Origin of the sequence: Ramlibacter sp. MMS24-I3-19, assembly GCF_050320135.1 — a bacterium.
Lineage (GTDB): Bacteria > Pseudomonadota > Gammaproteobacteria > Burkholderiales > Burkholderiaceae_C > Ramlibacter.
Genome location: NZ_CP190017.1, coordinates 3,261,895 through 3,277,301, shown reverse-complemented (window position 1 = coordinate 3,277,301; position 15,407 = coordinate 3,261,895). Strand labels below are relative to the sequence as shown.

13 protein-coding genes and 1 pseudogene are annotated in these 15,407 nt (G+C 69.1%); 4 read left to right on the top strand and 10 right to left on the bottom strand.

Annotated elements, in window-relative coordinates; genetic code table 11:
• Positions 1-69 precede the first annotated feature (69 nt).
• The 5 genes from eutC to ACPWT1_RS16310 all read right to left on the bottom strand — a co-directional run bounded on the left by eutC (position 70) and on the right by ACPWT1_RS16310 (position 6,992).
• Positions 70-744, bottom strand: a complete 675-nt coding sequence (eutC, locus tag ACPWT1_RS16330; RefSeq protein ID WP_427912198.1) for an ethanolamine ammonia-lyase subunit EutC — start codon at positions 742-744, stop codon at positions 70-72.
• Between the two features lie 116 nt (positions 745-860).
• Positions 861-2,261, bottom strand: coding sequence for an ethanolamine ammonia-lyase subunit EutB (locus ACPWT1_RS16325; protein WP_427912197.1), 1,401 nt, complete (start codon positions 2,259-2,261; stop codon positions 861-863).
• Between the two features lie 31 nt (positions 2,262-2,292).
• On the bottom strand, positions 2,293-4,299 hold the full coding sequence (locus tag ACPWT1_RS16320) for a peptidase U32 family protein (protein ID WP_427912196.1): 2,007 nt from the start codon (positions 4,297-4,299) through the stop codon (positions 2,293-2,295).
• Positions 4,300-4,380: 81 nt separating this feature from the next.
• Entirely contained in the window at positions 4,381-5,985 is a 1,605-nt protein-coding gene (locus ACPWT1_RS16315; RefSeq protein WP_427912195.1) for a gamma-glutamyltransferase family protein, read from the bottom strand.
• Between the two features lie 29 nt (positions 5,986-6,014).
• Positions 6,015-6,992 carry a Bug family tripartite tricarboxylate transporter substrate binding protein gene (locus tag ACPWT1_RS16310; protein ID WP_427912194.1) on the bottom strand — a complete coding sequence of 326 codons (978 nt, stop codon included), beginning with the start codon at positions 6,990-6,992 and terminating at the stop codon, positions 6,015-6,017.
• A 91-nt stretch (positions 6,993-7,083) separates the two neighbouring features.
• Here ACPWT1_RS16310 and ACPWT1_RS16305 point away from each other — a divergent pair, with 91 nt between their 5' ends.
• The gene (locus ACPWT1_RS16305; protein ID WP_427912193.1) at positions 7,084-7,821 is read left to right on the top strand and encodes a heparan-alpha-glucosaminide N-acetyltransferase; all 738 of its coding nucleotides are present in this window, start codon (positions 7,084-7,086) and stop codon (positions 7,819-7,821) included.
• A 106-nt stretch (positions 7,822-7,927) separates the two neighbouring features.
• Here the strand turns inward: ACPWT1_RS16305 and ACPWT1_RS16300 are convergent, their stop codons facing one another.
• The 5 genes and pseudogenes from ACPWT1_RS16300 to ACPWT1_RS16280 form a co-directional block, all read right to left on the bottom strand.
• Positions 7,928-8,707: a peptidylprolyl isomerase gene (locus ACPWT1_RS16300; RefSeq protein ID WP_427912192.1), complete on the bottom strand. Its 780-nt coding sequence runs from the start codon at positions 8,705-8,707 to the stop codon at positions 7,928-7,930.
• A 38-nt stretch (positions 8,708-8,745) separates the two neighbouring features.
• Positions 8,746-9,023, bottom strand: a pseudogene (locus ACPWT1_RS16295) (BolA family protein).
• Entirely contained in the window at positions 9,020-9,562 is a 543-nt protein-coding gene (locus tag ACPWT1_RS16290) for a septation protein A (protein WP_427912191.1), read from the bottom strand. The pseudogene ACPWT1_RS16295 and the gene ACPWT1_RS16290 overlap by 4 nt, the downstream one beginning before the upstream one ends.
• Positions 9,559-9,966, bottom strand: coding sequence for a peptide-methionine (R)-S-oxide reductase MsrB (gene msrB / locus ACPWT1_RS16285; protein ID WP_427912190.1), 408 nt, complete (start codon positions 9,964-9,966; stop codon positions 9,559-9,561). The genes ACPWT1_RS16290 and msrB overlap by 4 nt, the downstream gene beginning before the upstream one ends.
• Complete coding sequence (locus ACPWT1_RS16280) at positions 9,963-11,453, bottom strand: protein adenylyltransferase SelO (RefSeq protein WP_427912189.1); 1,491 nt, start codon at positions 11,451-11,453, stop codon at positions 9,963-9,965. The genes msrB and ACPWT1_RS16280 overlap by 4 nt, the downstream gene beginning before the upstream one ends.
• A 135-nt stretch (positions 11,454-11,588) precedes the next feature.
• Between ACPWT1_RS16280 and ACPWT1_RS16275 the strand changes: the two genes are divergently transcribed.
• The 3 genes from ACPWT1_RS16275 (at position 11,589) to ACPWT1_RS16265 (ending at position 15,406) form a co-directional block, all read left to right on the top strand.
• Positions 11,589-12,245, top strand: coding sequence for an iron-containing redox enzyme family protein (locus tag ACPWT1_RS16275; protein ID WP_427912188.1), 657 nt, complete (start codon positions 11,589-11,591; stop codon positions 12,243-12,245).
• Positions 12,246-12,462: 217 nt separating this feature from the next.
• Positions 12,463-12,891, top strand: coding sequence for an N-acyl amino acid synthase FeeM domain-containing protein (locus tag ACPWT1_RS16270; protein ID WP_427912187.1), 429 nt, complete (start codon positions 12,463-12,465; stop codon positions 12,889-12,891).
• 1 nt (position 12,892) lies between these two features.
• Positions 12,893-15,406: an ATP-binding response regulator gene (locus tag ACPWT1_RS16265; protein ID WP_427912186.1), complete on the top strand. Its 2,514-nt coding sequence runs from the start codon at positions 12,893-12,895 to the stop codon at positions 15,404-15,406.
• Position 15,407 lies beyond the last annotated feature (1 nt).

Sequence of the window (15,407 nt, the reverse complement as noted above, 5' to 3'; positions counted from 1 at the left end):
CCGCGCTGCGCACGTAGGCGGGAAGGGCAACCGGGTGAAGGACCGGCAAACGGTCCGACAGGCTGTTGCTCAGGCGGCTGGAAGAGGGGCGACTGCTGCAGCCTCGGGGAGCGCAGCGTCGCTCTCGTCCTTCAGGCCGACGCCGGCCAGCCCGCGCTGCAGCGCCTGATCGACGTGCCAGGCCAGCTTGTGCGCTGCGGCCGGGATCGGCAGGCCTTCGGGGCGCACGTTGGAGATGCAGTTGCGCTCGGCATCGTGCCGCCCTCGGCGCGGCGCGTGGGTGACATAGATGCCCAGGCTGTCGGGCGAGCTCAGGCCAGGTCGCTCTCCGATCAGCATGACCGAGAGACGGGCCCGCAACTGCTCGCCGATGTCGTCAGCCAACGCAACGCGGGCTTGCTGTGCCACGACGACGGGTGAGCAACGGAACCGGTCGCCGAGGCGCTCGCGCAACGCCACCAGCAGTGGCACTGCATGGCGCTGGACGGCGAGCGACGACAGGCCATCGCCGACGACCAGCGCGAGGTCCGGCGCTGGCATTGCCTGCAGTGCCGGGTGGTGGCTCGCGTCGAGTTGCCGCCCGAGGTCGGGACGTCGCAGGTACGTAGTGCGGCCGGACGCGGCGCTGTGCACCTGGCACACCTCGAACCCGGCGGCACGGAGATCGGCTTCGAGTGCCGCCACGTCCAGCGGTGTGTGCACGGCGTCGCGGGCCCGCGCATGCGCCCATCCGAACGCCAGCACCTCGTGCGTGGGTAGCGCAACGCCGCTGCGGCCCAGCCCGATGCGGCCGGCGTGAATCGGCGCAACTCCTCCCAGAAGCCGGGATCGGCAGGGGCGGGGCGCTCCTCCTTCACGACTCAGGCTCCCGCCGTGGCGAGCCGGCCCACGTCCTGCGCCAGGCGCAGCGCACCACCGCTGCCCGCGAGCAGGCGCCCGGCCTTGTCGGTGATCTGCATCTGCTCCAGCCAGGCGGCGAACTCGGGCGCAGGCTTCAGCCCCAGCGTGCGGCGCAGGAACGCGGCGTCGTGGAACGACGTGCTCTGGTAGTTGAGCATCACGTCGTCGGCGCCGGGCACGCCCATGAGGTAGGTGAGGCCCGCGGTCCCGAGCAGCACCAGCAGGTTGTCCATGTCGTCCTGGTCGGCCTCGGCATGGTTCGTGTAGCAGATGTCGCAGCCCAGCGGCAGGCCCAGCAGCTTGCCGCAGAAGTGGTCCTCCAGCCCGGCGCGGATGATCTGCTTGCCGTCGTAGAGGTACTCGGGACCGATGAAGCCGACCACGGTGTTCACCAGCAGCGGCCGGTAGCGGCGCGCCACCGCATAGGCGCGCGCCTCGCAGGTCTGCTGGTCGACGCCGTGGTGCGCCCCGGCGGAGAGCGCGCTGCCCTGGCCCGTCTCGAAATACATGACGTTGTCCCCCAGCGTGCCGCGGCCGAGCGAACGTGCCGCCTGGCACGCCTCGTCGAGCAGCGCGAGCGACACCCCGAACGATTCGTTGGTCTTCTGCGTGCCGCCGATGGACTGGAAGACCAGGTCGACCGGCACGCCGGCCTCGATCTGGCGCAGCGTGTTGGTGACGTGCGTGAGCACGCAGGCCTGCGTGGGGATCGCGAAGTGCTGGACGAGGCCGTCGAGCAGGCGCCAGATGCCTTCGAGGACGGCCGGACTGTCGGACACCGGGTTCACGCCGATCACGGCGTCACCGGCGCCATACAGCAGCCCGTCGAGCGTGGACGCGGCGATGCCGCGCAGGTCGTCGGTGGGATGGTTGGGCTGCAGCCGCACGCCCAGCCGGCCGGGCAGGCCCAGCGTGTTGCGGAAGCGCGTGACGACGCGGCACTTGCGTGCGACCGCGATCAGGTCCTGGTTGCGCATCAGCTTGGACACGCCGGCCACCATTTCGGGCGTGAGGCCGGCGGCCAGTGCCGTGAGTCGTTCGGGCGTGGCTTCGTCCCCGAGCAGCCAGTCGCGAAAGCCGCCGACCGTGAGGTGTGCAACGGGCGCGAAGGCCGCCGCGTCGTGGCTGTCGACGATCAGCCGCGTGACATCGTCGTGCTCGTAGGGCACCAGCGCCTCGTCGAGGAACTGCTTGAGCGGCAGGTCGGCCAGCACGTGGCGCGCGGCCCAGCGTTCCTCGTCCGACCGCGCCGCGATGCCCGCGAGCTCGTCGCCAGAACGCGCCGGACTGGCCGCGGCCATCACCTGGCGCAGGCCGTCGAAGGCGTGCACCCGGGAGGCGAGGGTCGTGCGGTAGGCCATGGGCGTGCCGTGCTGCGCCCATTGTGGGGGATCAGGTCGGCCGGGTGGCCGCCGGACGGGTGCGGTAGAAGACCATCGGCGCCTCGGCCATCTCGCGGGCGCGCTGCGTCTTCACGAGAGTCTTCATCTTGCCCACCACGTGCATCTCGCACGGCTTGCAGTCGAAGCGCAGGGTGAGCTTCTCCTTGCCGTTGACCAGCTGCAGCGGCTCGGCCTTGATCGTGCCCTTGACGCCAACCACGCCCTTGGCCTGCTTGGGGCAGAGGCTCATCGACCACCGCACGCAATGCTTGGTGATCATCAGGCTGACCTCGCCTTCCTCCTCGTGGCTCTCGTACGCGGCATCGATGACGCGCACGCCGTGCTTCGCGTAGAAGTCGTGCGCCTTCTGGTTGAACACGTTGGCGAGGTAGGTGAGGGTGTCCTCGGGGTAGGGCACGGGCGGCTCGACGGCAATACCGCGGCGCGGACGCTCGTAGCCGGCCGAACGGGCAGCCTCCAGCGCCTCGACCGCATCGCGCCGCAGCTGGTTGAGCAGCGAGGCCGGAACGAACCATGCCTGCGCCATCTTCAGTTGCACGTCGAGGGCTTCGAAGATGGTGGCGCCGAAGCGGGCGAGGTGCTCTCGCAGGCTCGCTTCGTTGCGCGCGGCGTCGCGTGCAGGCTCCCTGGCATGCGGGGCGTGCGCGCTGCCGACGAAGCCGTCCTCGTCCGTGAGCGACACCGCGAAGCCATCGTCCGTGTCGGCCAGCGTGGCCCAGACACCGATGCGGCGGTCGCTGGACTTCTTCTCCAGCTGGCGCACCCACTGCATGTCGCGGTTGCGGTTGATCGTCGTGCCCTTGCGCAGGTCGCGCAGGCCGGCGATCGGGTCCTTGGGGAAGACGCGCCAGTGCCCCACGTGCCCCGACAGCGGTTCAGCGCGGTTGATCGCCAGCCCCACCAGCTCCTTCTGCAGGTCGAAGTAGCACAGCCCGTCGCCGTTGTGCAGCAGCGTCGCGGCGTTGTCGCAGGCCAGCTCGACGAAATCCGGGCCGACCTTGGTCACGAAGCCGATCGCCTGGCCCGGGTTCTTCGGCGAGTCGAACGCGCCGATGTCGTCCTTGCGGCCGTTGACGAAGTAGTCGGTGAACTCGCGGTTGAAGTTCTGGTTCGGATCAGGAGTGAAGGTGAACGTCGTGCGTCCGCTGGATGCGCGCGACAGCGGCCGGGCCGAGCCTTCCCGGTCCTCGATCAGCTCGTCGAACAGCTTGCGGTAATGGGCAGTGATGTTCTTCACGTAGCCCATGTCCTTGTAGCGGCCCTCGATCTTGAAGCTGCGCACGCCGGCGTCCACCAGCGCGGCGAGGTTCTCGCTCTGGTTGTTGTCCTTCATCGAGAGCACGTGCTTGTCGTGCGCGATGAAGCGGCCCTTGTCGTCGACCACGTGGTACGGCAGCCGGCAGGCCTGGCTGCAGTCGCCGCGGTTGGCGCTGCGGCCGGTGTGCGCATGGCTGATGAAGCACTGGCCGCTGTAGGCCACGCACAGGGCGCCGTGGATGAAGAACTCCAGCTTGCAGCGCTCGGCGTCCAGCGCATCGTGGATCGCGCTGATCTGCTCCAGCGTGAGCTCGCGCGCCAGCACGATCTGCGAGAAGCCCACGTCCTGCAGGAAGCGCGCCTTCTCCACCGTGCGGATGTCAGTCTGCGTGCTGGCATGCAGCTGGATCGGCGGCAGGTCGAGCTCGAGCAGGCCCATGTCCTGCACGATCAGCACGTCGGCGCCGGCGTTGTAGACGTCCCAGGCCATGCGGCGGGCGTCTTCCAGCTCGTCATCGCGCAGGATGGTGTTGTGCGTCACGAAGATGCGGCTGCCGAAGCGGTGCGCATGGCGGCACAGGCGCTCGATGTCGCGCACGGAGTTGCCTGCGGAAGCGCGCGCGCCGAAGTCCGGGCCGCCGATGTAGACGGCGTCGGCGCCATGGTTGATGGCCTCGATGCCGATGTCGGCGTCGCGCGCAGGCGCGAGCAGCTCGAGCTGGTGGGACTGCAGGGACATGGGAGGCGGCCGCGGACGGCGGCCGGGTGCGGGAAGGGCCGGGATTTTACCGGCCGTGGCCCCGGCAGAGGCAGGTCCGGCTCAGAACCCGACCGGGGTGCCGTCCTTGCGGTGGTCGGACGCCGCGATGTAGCCGTGCGGCACCTTCATCGCCAGCTGCGCGGAACCGAACTCGGTGTCGAAGCGCGGCGCGATGCGCACCTCGTGGCCGCGGCGCTTCAGGCCTTCGATGGCTTGCGCGGGGAAGTTCCACTCCACGGCCACCGTGCTGTTGTCGTCGAGGATGCGCCAGCGTGCCGCGTCGCTGGCGGCCTGCGGGTTCAGGCCCTGGTCCGCGACACGCAGCACCACCTGCACATGGCCCTGGGCCTGCATGGAGCCGCCCATCACGCCGAAGGACATCAGCGGCTGCCCGTCCTGCATCAGGAAGCCGGGGATGATGGTGTGGAACGGGCGCTTGCGCGGCGCCACCTCGTTGGGGTGGTCGCGTTCGAGGGTGAAGCCCCAGCCGCGGTTGTGCAGCGCGATGCCCGTGCCCGGCACCACAACGCCCGAGCCGAATCCCTTGAAGTTGGACTGGATGAACGAGACCATCATCCCGCTTTGGTCCGCGGCCGTGAGGTACACCGTCCCGCCGGAATGCGGCGAGCCCTTGCGCGCCGGTGCCGCGCGGTCCGGGTCGATCAGCTTCGCGCGCTGCGCCAGGTAGGCCGGTGCGAGCAGGTCCTTCGCGGTGACGGTGCGCATCGCGTCGGGGTCGGCCACGTAGGCACCGAGATCGGCGAAGGCGAGCTTCATCGCCTCGATCTGCAGGTGGTGGCACAGGGCGCTGTCGACGCCCGCGGCCTTCAGGTCCAGGTGCGACAGCATGCCCAGCGCCATCAGCGCAGCGATGCCCTGGCCGCTGGGGCCGATCTCGTGCAGCTCCACGCCGTGGTAGCGGATCGAGATCGGCTCGACCCAGTTGCACTCGTGCGCGGCGAGGTCCTCTTCGTCGATGAGGCCGCCGGTGCCGCGCGCGTGGTCCGCGATGGCCTTGGCGAGGCTGCCGCGGTAGAACTCCTCGCCCTTGCTGTGGGCGATGCGCTCCAGCGTGTCGGCCTGGCCGAGGCAGGTCCAGAGCTCGCCCACCTGCGGCGCCTCGCCGCGGGGTGCGAAGGCTTCGCGGAAGCCCGGCTGCGGCAGCAGTTCATTCACCTGCGCCTGCCACTGGCGGCGGACGGTGGGTGAGACCAGGAATCCCTCGCGGGCGTGGCGCAGCGCGGGCTCGAACAGCTCCGCGAAGGGGACGGTGCCGAAGCGATCCGAGAGCACACGCCATGCGGAGACGGTGCCCGGCACGGTCACCGAGTCCCAGCCGCGCAGCGGCATGGCCTGGTACTTCGCGAAGTGCTCGCGCGTCCAGCGCCGCGGCGCGCGGCCCGAGGCGTTGAGCCCATGCAGCCGCTGGCCGTCCCAGAGGATGCAGAACGCGTCGCCGCCGATGCCGTTCATGCAGGGCTCGACGACAGTCAGGGTGAATGCGGTGGCGAGTGCCGCGTCCACCGCATTGCCGCCGCGCGCCAGCATCAGCGCGCCCGCGGCAGAGGCGAGCGGCTGCGAGGTGCTGACCACGTTGCGGGCCAGCAGCGGCATGCGTTGCGAGGTGTAGGGGAAGTCCCAGAAGGCGGGCGTGTCGGTTCGCATCGGGCGAGCTTAGTGGAAACAGGAGGGCGCTACTGCAGCTTGACGTGCGCCTGCTCCACGGCCTTGCCCCAGGTCTGGAACTCCTGGTCGATCACCTTGGCGAACTCGGCCGCCGGCGTGTAGCGCAGCTCCACGCCTTGCTCCTGCATGCGCTGGCGCAGCTCGGACGAATCCAGCGCGGCGCGGATCGCCTTCGTGAGCCCGGCGATCGCCGTGCTGGGCGTGCCCTGGGGCGCCACGATGCCGAACACGTTGTCGGCGGCGAAACCCGGGATGCCGCTCTCGGCGACGGTGGGCACGTCCGGCAGCATGGGCATGCGCTTGCTCGAGGCCACGGCCAGGATGCGCAGCTTGCCGGCCTTCACGTGGGGCATCGAGGCCGGGATGCTGTCGAACATCATGCTGGAGCTGCCCGCCATCAGGTCGGGCAGGGCCTGCGAGCTGCCCTTGTAGGGGATGTGGACGATGTCCACGCCGGCTGCGCGCTTGAACAGCTCGGACTCCAGGTGCGACAGCGTGCCCGGCCCCTGCGAGGCGAAGTTGTGCCTGCCGGGCGCGGACTTCAGCAGCGTGACGAGCTGCTGCACGTTCTGCGCCGGCAGCGACGAGGGCACCACGAGCATGTGCGGCACGATGGCGACGCCCGCGACGGGCACGAAGTCCTTCATCAGGTGCACGGGCTGCGGCGGGTAGGCCGCTGCCGCGATCGCGGCGTTGGTCACGGCGGCCATGTACACGTTGTAGCCATCCGCGGGTGCGCGTGCCGCTGCCAGCAGGCCGATGTTGCCGCCGGCGCCCGGTCGGTTCTCCACCACCACCGACTGGCCCATGGACTCGGACATCTTCTGGCCGATGGCCCGCGCCAGGATGTCCGTCGCGCCCGCGGGCGGGAAGGACAGGATCATGGTGACAGGCTTGTCGGGCCAGTCCGCATGGGCGGCCAGTGCGACCAGGCCGAGAACAAGGGCCGCGCCGAGGCGGGACACGGAACGGGTGAAACTGGACATCGCTTGCTCCAGGACAACGGCATGCGATTGGAGCCGCTGCACGCGCGGCGTCGCGAGGGGGAAAACCCCGGCCCGCCTACACTCGGGCGCCATGCCGACAACCCGCTTCGACCGCCTGGATGCGCTGCGCGGCATCGCCATCGTGTGGATGACCGCGTTCCACTTCTGCTTCGACCTGAACTACTTCGGCTGGATCCGGCAGAACTTCTACGCCGACCCGCTGTGGACAGGCCAGCGCACGGCGATCGTGAGCCTGTTCCTGTTCTGCGCCGGCCTGTCGCAGGCGGTGGCGCACGTGCAGGGACAGCGCTGGCCCCGCTTCTGGAAACGCTGGGCGCAGATCGCCGGCTGCGCGCTGCTGGTCACCGCGGGCTCGTACGTGATGTTCCCGCGCAGCTACATCTTCTTCGGCGTGCTGCACGGCATCGCGGTGATGCTGGTGGTGGTGCGGCTGACCGCGGGCTGGGGCCGATGGCTGTGGCCGCTGGGCGCGGTGGCGATCCTGCTGCCGGTGCTGTTCCGCGAGCTGCACCCGATGCATCCCGCGCTGCAGGTGCTCAACGGACCGCCGTTCCACTGGCTCGGGCTGGTGAGCCGCAAGCCCATCACCGAGGACTACGTGCCGGTGTTCCCCTGGCTGGGCGTGATGTGGTGGGGCATGGCCGCGGGGCAGTGGCTGCTGGCGCGCCGGCGCGAGGTGATGACGGGACCGCTTGCCGCAAGTGCATCACCGCTGGCGTGGCTGGGTCGATGGAGCCTCACCTGGTACATGGTGCACCAGCCGGTGCTGATCGGGGCGCTGACGCTGGTGCAGATGCTGCGGCACTGAGGCAGCCGGAAACGACGAAGCGGCCCGAAGGCCGCTCGCAGGATCATCGAAGGGATCCCGCCTTCGCGGGGATGGAATGGCCAGCGCCGCTCGCGCGGCGCCTGCGTCATTCCACCTTCGCGGACGCGCGCAGTTCCTGCTGGAACTTGGCCAGCTTCTGCTGCTGCAGCTGCTGCGCGATCTGCGGTTTGACGTCTTCCAGCTTGGGCAACTGCGCGGTGCGCACGTCGTCGAGGCGGATGATGTGGTAGCCGAACTGGGTCTTCACCGGCTCCTGCGTGGTCTGGCCCTTGTTCAACTTCACCAGCGCGGCGGAGAACTCGGGGACGTAGCTGTTGGCGTTGCCCCAGTCCAGGTCGCCGCCTTGCGCGCCCGATCCCGGATCCTTGGACTGCTTCTTGGCGATGTCCTCGAACTTCGCGCCCTTCTTCAGGTCGGCGATGATCTTCTTCGCCTGGGGTTCGGTCTCCACCAGGATGTGGCGCGCGCGGTATTCCTTGCCGCCGTTGGCCGCGGCGAACTTGTCGTACTCGGCCTTGATCTCGTCGTCAGTGACCGGGTTCTTCTTCTGATAGTCGGCGAACAGCTCGCGGATCAGGACGGTCTGGCGGGCCAGTTCCATCTGGTTCTTGAAATCGTCGGTGGCGTCGAGGCCGCGCTTCTGCGCTTCCTGCATGAACACCTCGCGCGCGATCACTTCTTCCTTCAGCTGGTCGTTCAGCTCGGGGCCCACCGGGCGGCCCGATTTGGCCAGCTGCGAGGCGAGGACGTCGACTCGTGCCTTGGGCACGGGCTTGCCGTTGACGACGGCGACGTTCTGCGCCAGAGCGGGCACGGCGACGCACAGGGAGGCGGCGGCGAGGGCCGCGACGAGATGCTTCTTCATGGGGAGTCCCTCAGAGGGTCGAACGGAAGGCGTGTGGATCAGGGCGTTTCGATGGCCAGGGCATGCACGCCGCCGTCCAGAAAATCGCGCAGCGCATCATACACAAGGCGATGCCGACCCAACCGTGAAAGGCCGGTAAAGCGGGGGACTCGATCCGCACGCGGAAATGCGTGCCGAAGCCGGTGCCGTTGGCGCCGGCGTGGCCCGCGTGCGCGGCGCTCTCGTCGATCACTTCCAGCCGGCTTGGCTGGAGAACATCCTGCAGCCGCTGCTGCAACGCCTGTGCGGTGATGGGCGTGGCGGTCGGCGCGGTCATGGCCGGTCGGCCTCGGTCTTCATGTACTTCGCCAGGTACAGCGCCTGGCCGATGACGAACGCCACCATCAGGCCGAGGCCGCCGAACAGCTTGAAGTTGACCCAGGTGTCGGTGTCGTAGTGGAAGGCCACCCAGAGGTTCAGCACGCCCATCGCCGCGAAGAAGGCCGTCCAGCTCCAGGACAGCGATCGCCACGCCGACTCGGGCAGGGTCATCTGCGCTCCCATCAGCGACTTGAGCAGGTTGCGCTTGAACACCAGCTGGCCGATGGCCAGCGCGCCGCCCATGAGCCAGTACAGCACCGTGGGCTTCCACTTGATGAAGGTGTCGTTGTGGGCCAGTAGCGTGGCACCGCCGAACAGCACGATCACGCCCAGGCTGAGCCATTGCATCGGTTCCACCTTGCCGGTGGACCAGCGCAGCCACGCGATCTGGAGCACGGTGGCCGCGATGGCGACTCCGGTGGCGACCCAGATGTCGAACAGCTTGAACGCGACGAAGAAGACCGCGATCGGCAGGAAGTCGAGGAGGATCTTCATGCCTTGTGGAAGTCCAGGGATGCGGAGTTCATGCAATAGCGCAGGCCCGTGTCGGTGGGGCCGTCCGGGAACACGTGGCCGAGGTGCGCGCCACACTGCGCGCAGACCGTCTCGGTACGCACCATGCCGTGGCTGGTGTCGCGGATCTCCTTGATCGCGCCCGGCACCGCTTGCGAGAAGCTGGGCCAGCCGCAGCCGGCGTCGAACTTGGTGCCGGCGTCGAACAGCTTGTTGCCGCAGCAGATGCAGTGGTAGCTGCCGTCGGCCCAGACGGCCTCGTACTTGCCGGTGAAGGGCCGCTCGGTCGCGGCATGGCGCGTGACCTCGAAGGCGCCGCGCTCGGCGCCCTTTTCGGCCAGCAGCGCTTTCCACTCGGCGTCGGTTTTCTGGATCGGAAACGTCATGAGGAACAGCTGATCTCGATGTGGGAGGCCCAGTCGGGCGGGAAGCCGGCCATGGTGTCGAAGGCCGGATGGTCGTCGTACGGTGCCTGCAGCAGGGCCAGCAGCTCCTGCACGCCGCCGAAGTCCTTGTCCCTGGCCCGGCGGATTGCCAGTTCGCCCAGGTGGTTGCGCAGCACGTACTTGGGGTTGGTGCGCAGCATCGCAATCCCCGCGGCGCTGCGATCGGCGGGCAGGCGCTGCGCATAGTCTAGCAACCACCCGTCGAACCCCTCGCGGTCGAGGAAAAGGTCGCGCACCGGCCCGGTATCGCCGCCCGCCACGTGCTGCGACAGCCGACGCCAGAAGATGGTGTAGTCCACGCGGTCCTTCGCCAGCAGCTGCAGCACCCGCTCGATCAGGCCACGGTCGTCGGCCTGCGCGTCGGTGAGGCCCAGCTTGGTCCGCATGCGCGCCTCAAGCTCGCGCGGGAACACGGTCTTGTACGACTCCAGCGCGGCGAGCGTGACTTCCTCACTGTCGATCAGGGGATACAGCGCCTGCCCCAGGCAGAACAGGTTCCAGTACGCGACGTTCGGCTGCCTGTTGTAGGCGTAGCGGCCGGTCTCGTCGCTGTGGTTGCAGATGTGGTTCGGATCGAAGGCATCCAGGAACTGGAACGGGCCGTAGTCGATCGTGAGCCCCAGGATGCTCATGTTGTCGGTGTTCATCACGCCATGGCAGAACCCCACCGCCTGCCACTGCGCGACGAGGGCGGCCGTGCGCTCGCTCACCTGCTGCAGGAAGTTCGCGTACGCGTTTCCCGCCAGCGTCGGCGCGGAGCGGCATTCGGGATAGAACCGGTCGATCACGTAGTCGGCCAGCCGCCGCAGTTCGTCGACCTGGTCGCGCGAAGCGAAATGCTCGAAGTGGCCGAAGCGGATGAAGCTCGGGGCCACGCGCATGACGACGGCCGCGGTCTCGATCTCCTCGCGACGCACCGGCGCGTCCGAACCCGTCACGCTCAGCGCGCGGGTGGTAGGGATGCCGAGGCCTTGCATCGCCTCCGAGCCCAGGTACTCGCGGATGCTCGATCGCAGGACGGCGCGGCCGTCGCCCATGCGCGAGTAGGGCGTGCGGCCGCTGCCCTTGAGCTGCAGTTCCTGCGGGCCGAGCGGCGTGTCGATCTCGCCGAGCAGGATCGCGCGGCCGTCGCCCAGCTGCCCGGCCCAGACGCCGAACTGGTGGCCGCTGTAGACCGTCGCCACGGGCCGCGCACCCGCGACACCGATGGAGCCCGTGAGGGCCTGCACGCCCTCGGCCGACGCAAGCTCGCGGGGGTCGAGCCCCAGCTCGCGCACGAGGCCCTCGTTCAGCCCCACCAGCACCGGTGCAGGAAGGGGCGTGGGCGGAAGGTCGGTGAAGAAGGCGGAGCCCAGGGTCGTGAAACCTGGACGCCAGCGGCCGCCGAGATCAAACAGTTGCGGCGGGGCGTCAATGGCGAGGGTCATTGGTTGGATTGTCCCGCCGGTGACAACATTGACAGGGCTGGACGGGCTTTCGGATGCGGATAATGACTGATGGGTTCGTCGGTTCATCCGATCGCAGGATGCGGACGACCCAGGGTTGTGGATTGGAGTACTTCAGTGGCGGTCAGTTTCGTTCATTCGCTGCGCCAGGCAGTCGATGCCCAGTGGGCCGAGATCAAGCGCGGTGAATTCTGGCGCCATGTGATGACGCAGCCGGCGACCCGGCAGCTCTATCGCGACATGATGCTGCAGGTGTTCCACTACTCGCGGCACAACTCGGTCAACCAGGCCGTCGCGGCCTTCGTGCCTGCCCCGGAAGGCCTGCTCAAGTTCGTCTACCGCCACGCCGCGGAGGAACTTGGCCACGAGAAGATGGTGATCCACGATCTCAGGAGCATCGACATGTGGTCCGACGCGGATGCCAGCAGCGAGCCGCTGCCGGCCACCGAGGCGCTGATCGGCTACCTGTACTTCGTGTCGCTGCGCTACGGGCCGGTCGCACGCCTGGGCTACAGCTTCTGGGCCGAAGGGGCCCACTCGCACATCCAGGAGATCCTGGGCAAGGTCTGCAAGGACCTGCAGTTCACCAGCAGGAACATCACCTTCTTCGGCGCGCACGCCGAGGCCGACCAGGAGCACATCCAGCAGGTCGAGGAGGCGATCGCGACCTACGCGAAGACGCCGCAGGACCAGGCGCTCGTGCAGCGCGTGGCCACCACCACGTTGTCGCTGACCGGCCAGCTGCTGGACCAGGTGGCGCGGCTGCACCGCTAGGAAGACGAGATGGACCTCGCCACGATCCAGGAACACCGCCGCAGCGGCACGCCGCTCCTGCACGCGGGCCCGGCATTGCCGGCCGGCCGCCTCCACCTGCACCGGCTGCGCACGCCGGAGCAGGTGGCCACGGTGCTGCACCTGCGCGACGAGATCGACCTGTCCGTGCATGCGGCCGCAGGGCCGCATTTCCTGCACCTCGAAAAAAAGAGACGAGTTGGGCATCGTCCTGGGCTTCGAGCTCGGCGGCGAGCTGATCGGGACCATCCGCATCGTTCCCATCGGGTACGGCCTGACCTTGACCGAGCAACTGTTGCCTGGAGCCGGACCCGCGGCGCCCGAACCGGGCGAGGGTGACTGGGAAGTCGGACGGCTCGTGCTGGCGCCGGCCCGTCGCAGCGACGTCGAGGCCCTTCGCCAGTGCCTGCACGCAGCGGTCGTGTACGGACTCGAACACGCCCACGTGAGGCATCTCTATGCCACCTGCACGCACGTGCTCAGCCGCCTGTATCGCCGCTTCGGCTTCACGGCCTTCGCGCGCGACGTGCCGCTGCCCGGCACGAGCAAGGTGTACACCATGATCGGCGGCGCTGCCCGGCCCGTGGCCCGGGCCCTGGCCGGCCAGCCCGCACACCAGGCGCACTGACATGCTGATGCAAGCGGCCCGCAGGCTCTTCGCCCACTACGTCGAATACCACCGGCACGGACCGCTGATGCTGCGGTACTTCAGCATCGTGGGCCTGCTGTTCTTCCCGGCCTACTACCTGCTGCGGCTGGGCAAGGTGGAACCCGTGTACGACGACCTGGCGCTGCGCCTGTTCGACGCGGCGATCTGCGGGGTGCTGTTCCTGCGCCGATGGTGGCCCCAACGCCTGCGTCGCTGCTACCTGCCGTACTCGTACGTGGCGCTGATCCTCACGTTGCCCGCCACCTTCGTCTTCACGGCGCTGAAGAACGGCGGCGGCACGGTCGCCGTGGGCAACACGCTGATGGCGGCCTTCCTGGTCATCCTGCTGAGCGACTGGCGCAACATGGCCGTGATCCTCACGAGCGGCTTCGGCCTCGCGGTAGGCGCCTACCTGCTGTTCGACCCCGACCCGCGGATGCCGGTCGACTACGTGGCCCGGCTGCCGATCCTGGCCGCCGTGGTGCTCGGCGGCAGCCTGTTCAAGGACGCGCTGGAGCGGGCGACGGCAGAGAAGGTGCGCAGTGCGTACGCATCGCTCGCCGCCTCGATCGCGCACGAGATGCGCAGTCCGCTGGCGCAGGTGCGCCACAGCCTGGAAGGCGTGCAGAAGATGCTGCCTGCTCCGGGAGAGCTGTCGCCACTGGCCCAGCTCGGCTCGTCCGAACTGGAAGTGCTGTACCGCCACGTGGCGCAGGGAGAGCAGGCCATCCAGCGCGGGCTGCAGGCCATCTCCATGACGCTGGACGAGGTCAACGCCAAGCCGCTGGACCCGTCCACCTTCTCCTATCCGTCGGCGGCGGAGGTGGTGCACAAGGCGGTCGACGAGTACAGCTACGGCGACGAGGCGGCCCGCGAGCGGATCCGCGTGCACGTGGTCGACGACTTCCAGTTCCGCGGCGAGGAAACGGCGTTCCTCTTCGTGATGTTCAACCTGATCAAGAACGCGCTGTTCTACGTGTCGCAGTACCGCGGCACCCGGGTCGACATCAGCGTGGGGTCGCATGAGGTCAAGGTGCGCGACAGCGGTCCGGGCATCGCGCCCGAGGTGCTGGCCAACCTCTTCGAACCGTTCCGCAGCGTGGGCAAGAACGGCGGCACCGGCCTGGGCCTGGCGTACTGCCGGCGCGTGATGAGGGCCTTCGGCGGCGAGATCCGCTGCGAGTCCGTGGTCGGCCAGTTCACCGAGTTCACGCTGCACTTCCCGCCGATCGGCGAGGCCGAGCGCGAGGAGCACCGGACCAAGGTGCTGGCCGCCGCGCACGAGGCGCTCACGGGCAAGCGGCTCCTGCTGGTGGAAGACGATGCCGCCCAGCGCGTCACCACCCGGCACAAGTTGCGACCGCTGGGCCTGCAGGTGGACGAAGCGGCGGACGGCCAGCGCGCACTGGACATGCTGGCGCGGCATCCGTACGACCTGGTGCTGCTGGACCTGCACATGCCGGTGCTGGATGGCTACCAGGTCGCGCAGCGCGTGCGGCAGGGCCAGGTGCCCGCCAATCGCTACGTCCGCATCATTGCCCACACCAGCGAGCCGGTGCACGTGGCGCGCGTCAAGACGCAGCGCGCCGGCATGGACGGTTTCATCAGCAAGCCGTGCGCGCAGGTGCCGCTGGCGCAGGCGCTGCAGCGGGCCATCCAGCGCCGGCCGGTCAGCGTGGCGTCGCAGCCGATGGCGGGGCGCAGGCTGCTGCTCGCCGACGACAGCGCGTTCAACCGCCGCGCCGTCGCGGCCTACCTCCGCGAGGCCGGCGGGACCGTGGTGGAGGTCGAGCATGGTGCGGCGGTGCTCGAACAATTGGCCACGAGCGGAGACTTCGACGCGGTGCTCATGGACCTGAACATGCCCGGGCTCGACGGCCTCGAGACCGCCCGCCAGGTGCGTGCCAGCGGGCAGCCCTGGGCGAGGGTGCCGATCGTCGCCCTCACTGCGCACTCGGATGCGGCGGCCATCGATGGCGCGCGGCTCGTGGGCATGGACGGCTTCCTGATCAAGCCCGTGGAGGTGTCGATGCTGTACGACGCGCTGGTGGCGCTGCTGGCCGGCACCCGGCCAGTGCCGCGCCCGGAAATGCTGCCCACGCCGGCAGCTGCCCCCGAAGCCGAGGGGCCGCTGCTGAACGAGGCACGCCTTGCGAGCTACCGCCGGCTCGGCCTGCTGGACGAACTGCTCGGCGACTACCTGCCGGAGATCGCGCGCCTCGTGGACGTGCTCGCAGTGGCGGTGCAAGCCCACGAAGCGGAGCAGGCCAGCGATGCGTTGCACTCCCTGCTCGGCATGAGCGGCGAGGCCGGCGCGCTGGCGCTCTACCAGCGCGTGCGCGGCATCTACGTGCCGGTGCTGGAGCAACGCCGCTGGCCCGAGGGCGACAGCTGGGTGGCCGAGCTGCGGCAACTGGCCTTGCGCACCGAGCAGGCGCTGCGCGAGTACGGCGCGCGCGCGGCTCCCGAGGACGCGCCCAGCGCCCGGACCTGAA

What these genes read in the sequence shown, in the direction of transcription:
- ACPWT1_RS16325 (WP_427912197.1), bottom strand. Translation starts at nt 2,261, where the DNA reads ATGGCCTACCGCACGACCCTCGCCTCCCGGGTGCACGCCTTCGACGGC.
- ACPWT1_RS16320 (WP_427912196.1), bottom strand. Translation starts at nt 4,299, where the DNA reads ATGTCCCTGCAGTCCCACCAGCTCGAGCTGCTCGCGCCTGCGCGCGAC.
- ACPWT1_RS16315 (WP_427912195.1), bottom strand. Translation starts at nt 5,985, where the DNA reads ATGCGAACCGACACGCCCGCCTTCTGGGACTTCCCCTACACCTCGCAA.
- ACPWT1_RS16310 (WP_427912194.1), bottom strand. Translation starts at nt 6,992, where the DNA reads ATGTCCAGTTTCACCCGTTCCGTGTCCCGCCTCGGCGCGGCCCTTGTT.
- ACPWT1_RS16305 (WP_427912193.1), top strand. Translation starts at nt 7,084, where the DNA reads ATGCCGACAACCCGCTTCGACCGCCTGGATGCGCTGCGCGGCATCGCC.
- ACPWT1_RS16300 (WP_427912192.1), bottom strand. Translation starts at nt 8,707, where the DNA reads ATGAAGAAGCATCTCGTCGCGGCCCTCGCCGCCGCCTCCCTGTGCGTC.
- ACPWT1_RS16290 (WP_427912191.1), bottom strand. Translation starts at nt 9,562, where the DNA reads ATGAAGATCCTCCTCGACTTCCTGCCGATCGCGGTCTTCTTCGTCGCG.
- msrB (WP_427912190.1), bottom strand. Translation starts at nt 9,966, where the DNA reads ATGACGTTTCCGATCCAGAAAACCGACGCCGAGTGGAAAGCGCTGCTG.
- ACPWT1_RS16280 (WP_427912189.1), bottom strand. Translation starts at nt 11,453, where the DNA reads ATGACCCTCGCCATTGACGCCCCGCCGCAACTGTTTGATCTCGGCGGC.
- ACPWT1_RS16265 (WP_427912186.1), top strand. Translation starts at nt 12,893, where the DNA reads ATGCTGATGCAAGCGGCCCGCAGGCTCTTCGCCCACTACGTCGAATAC.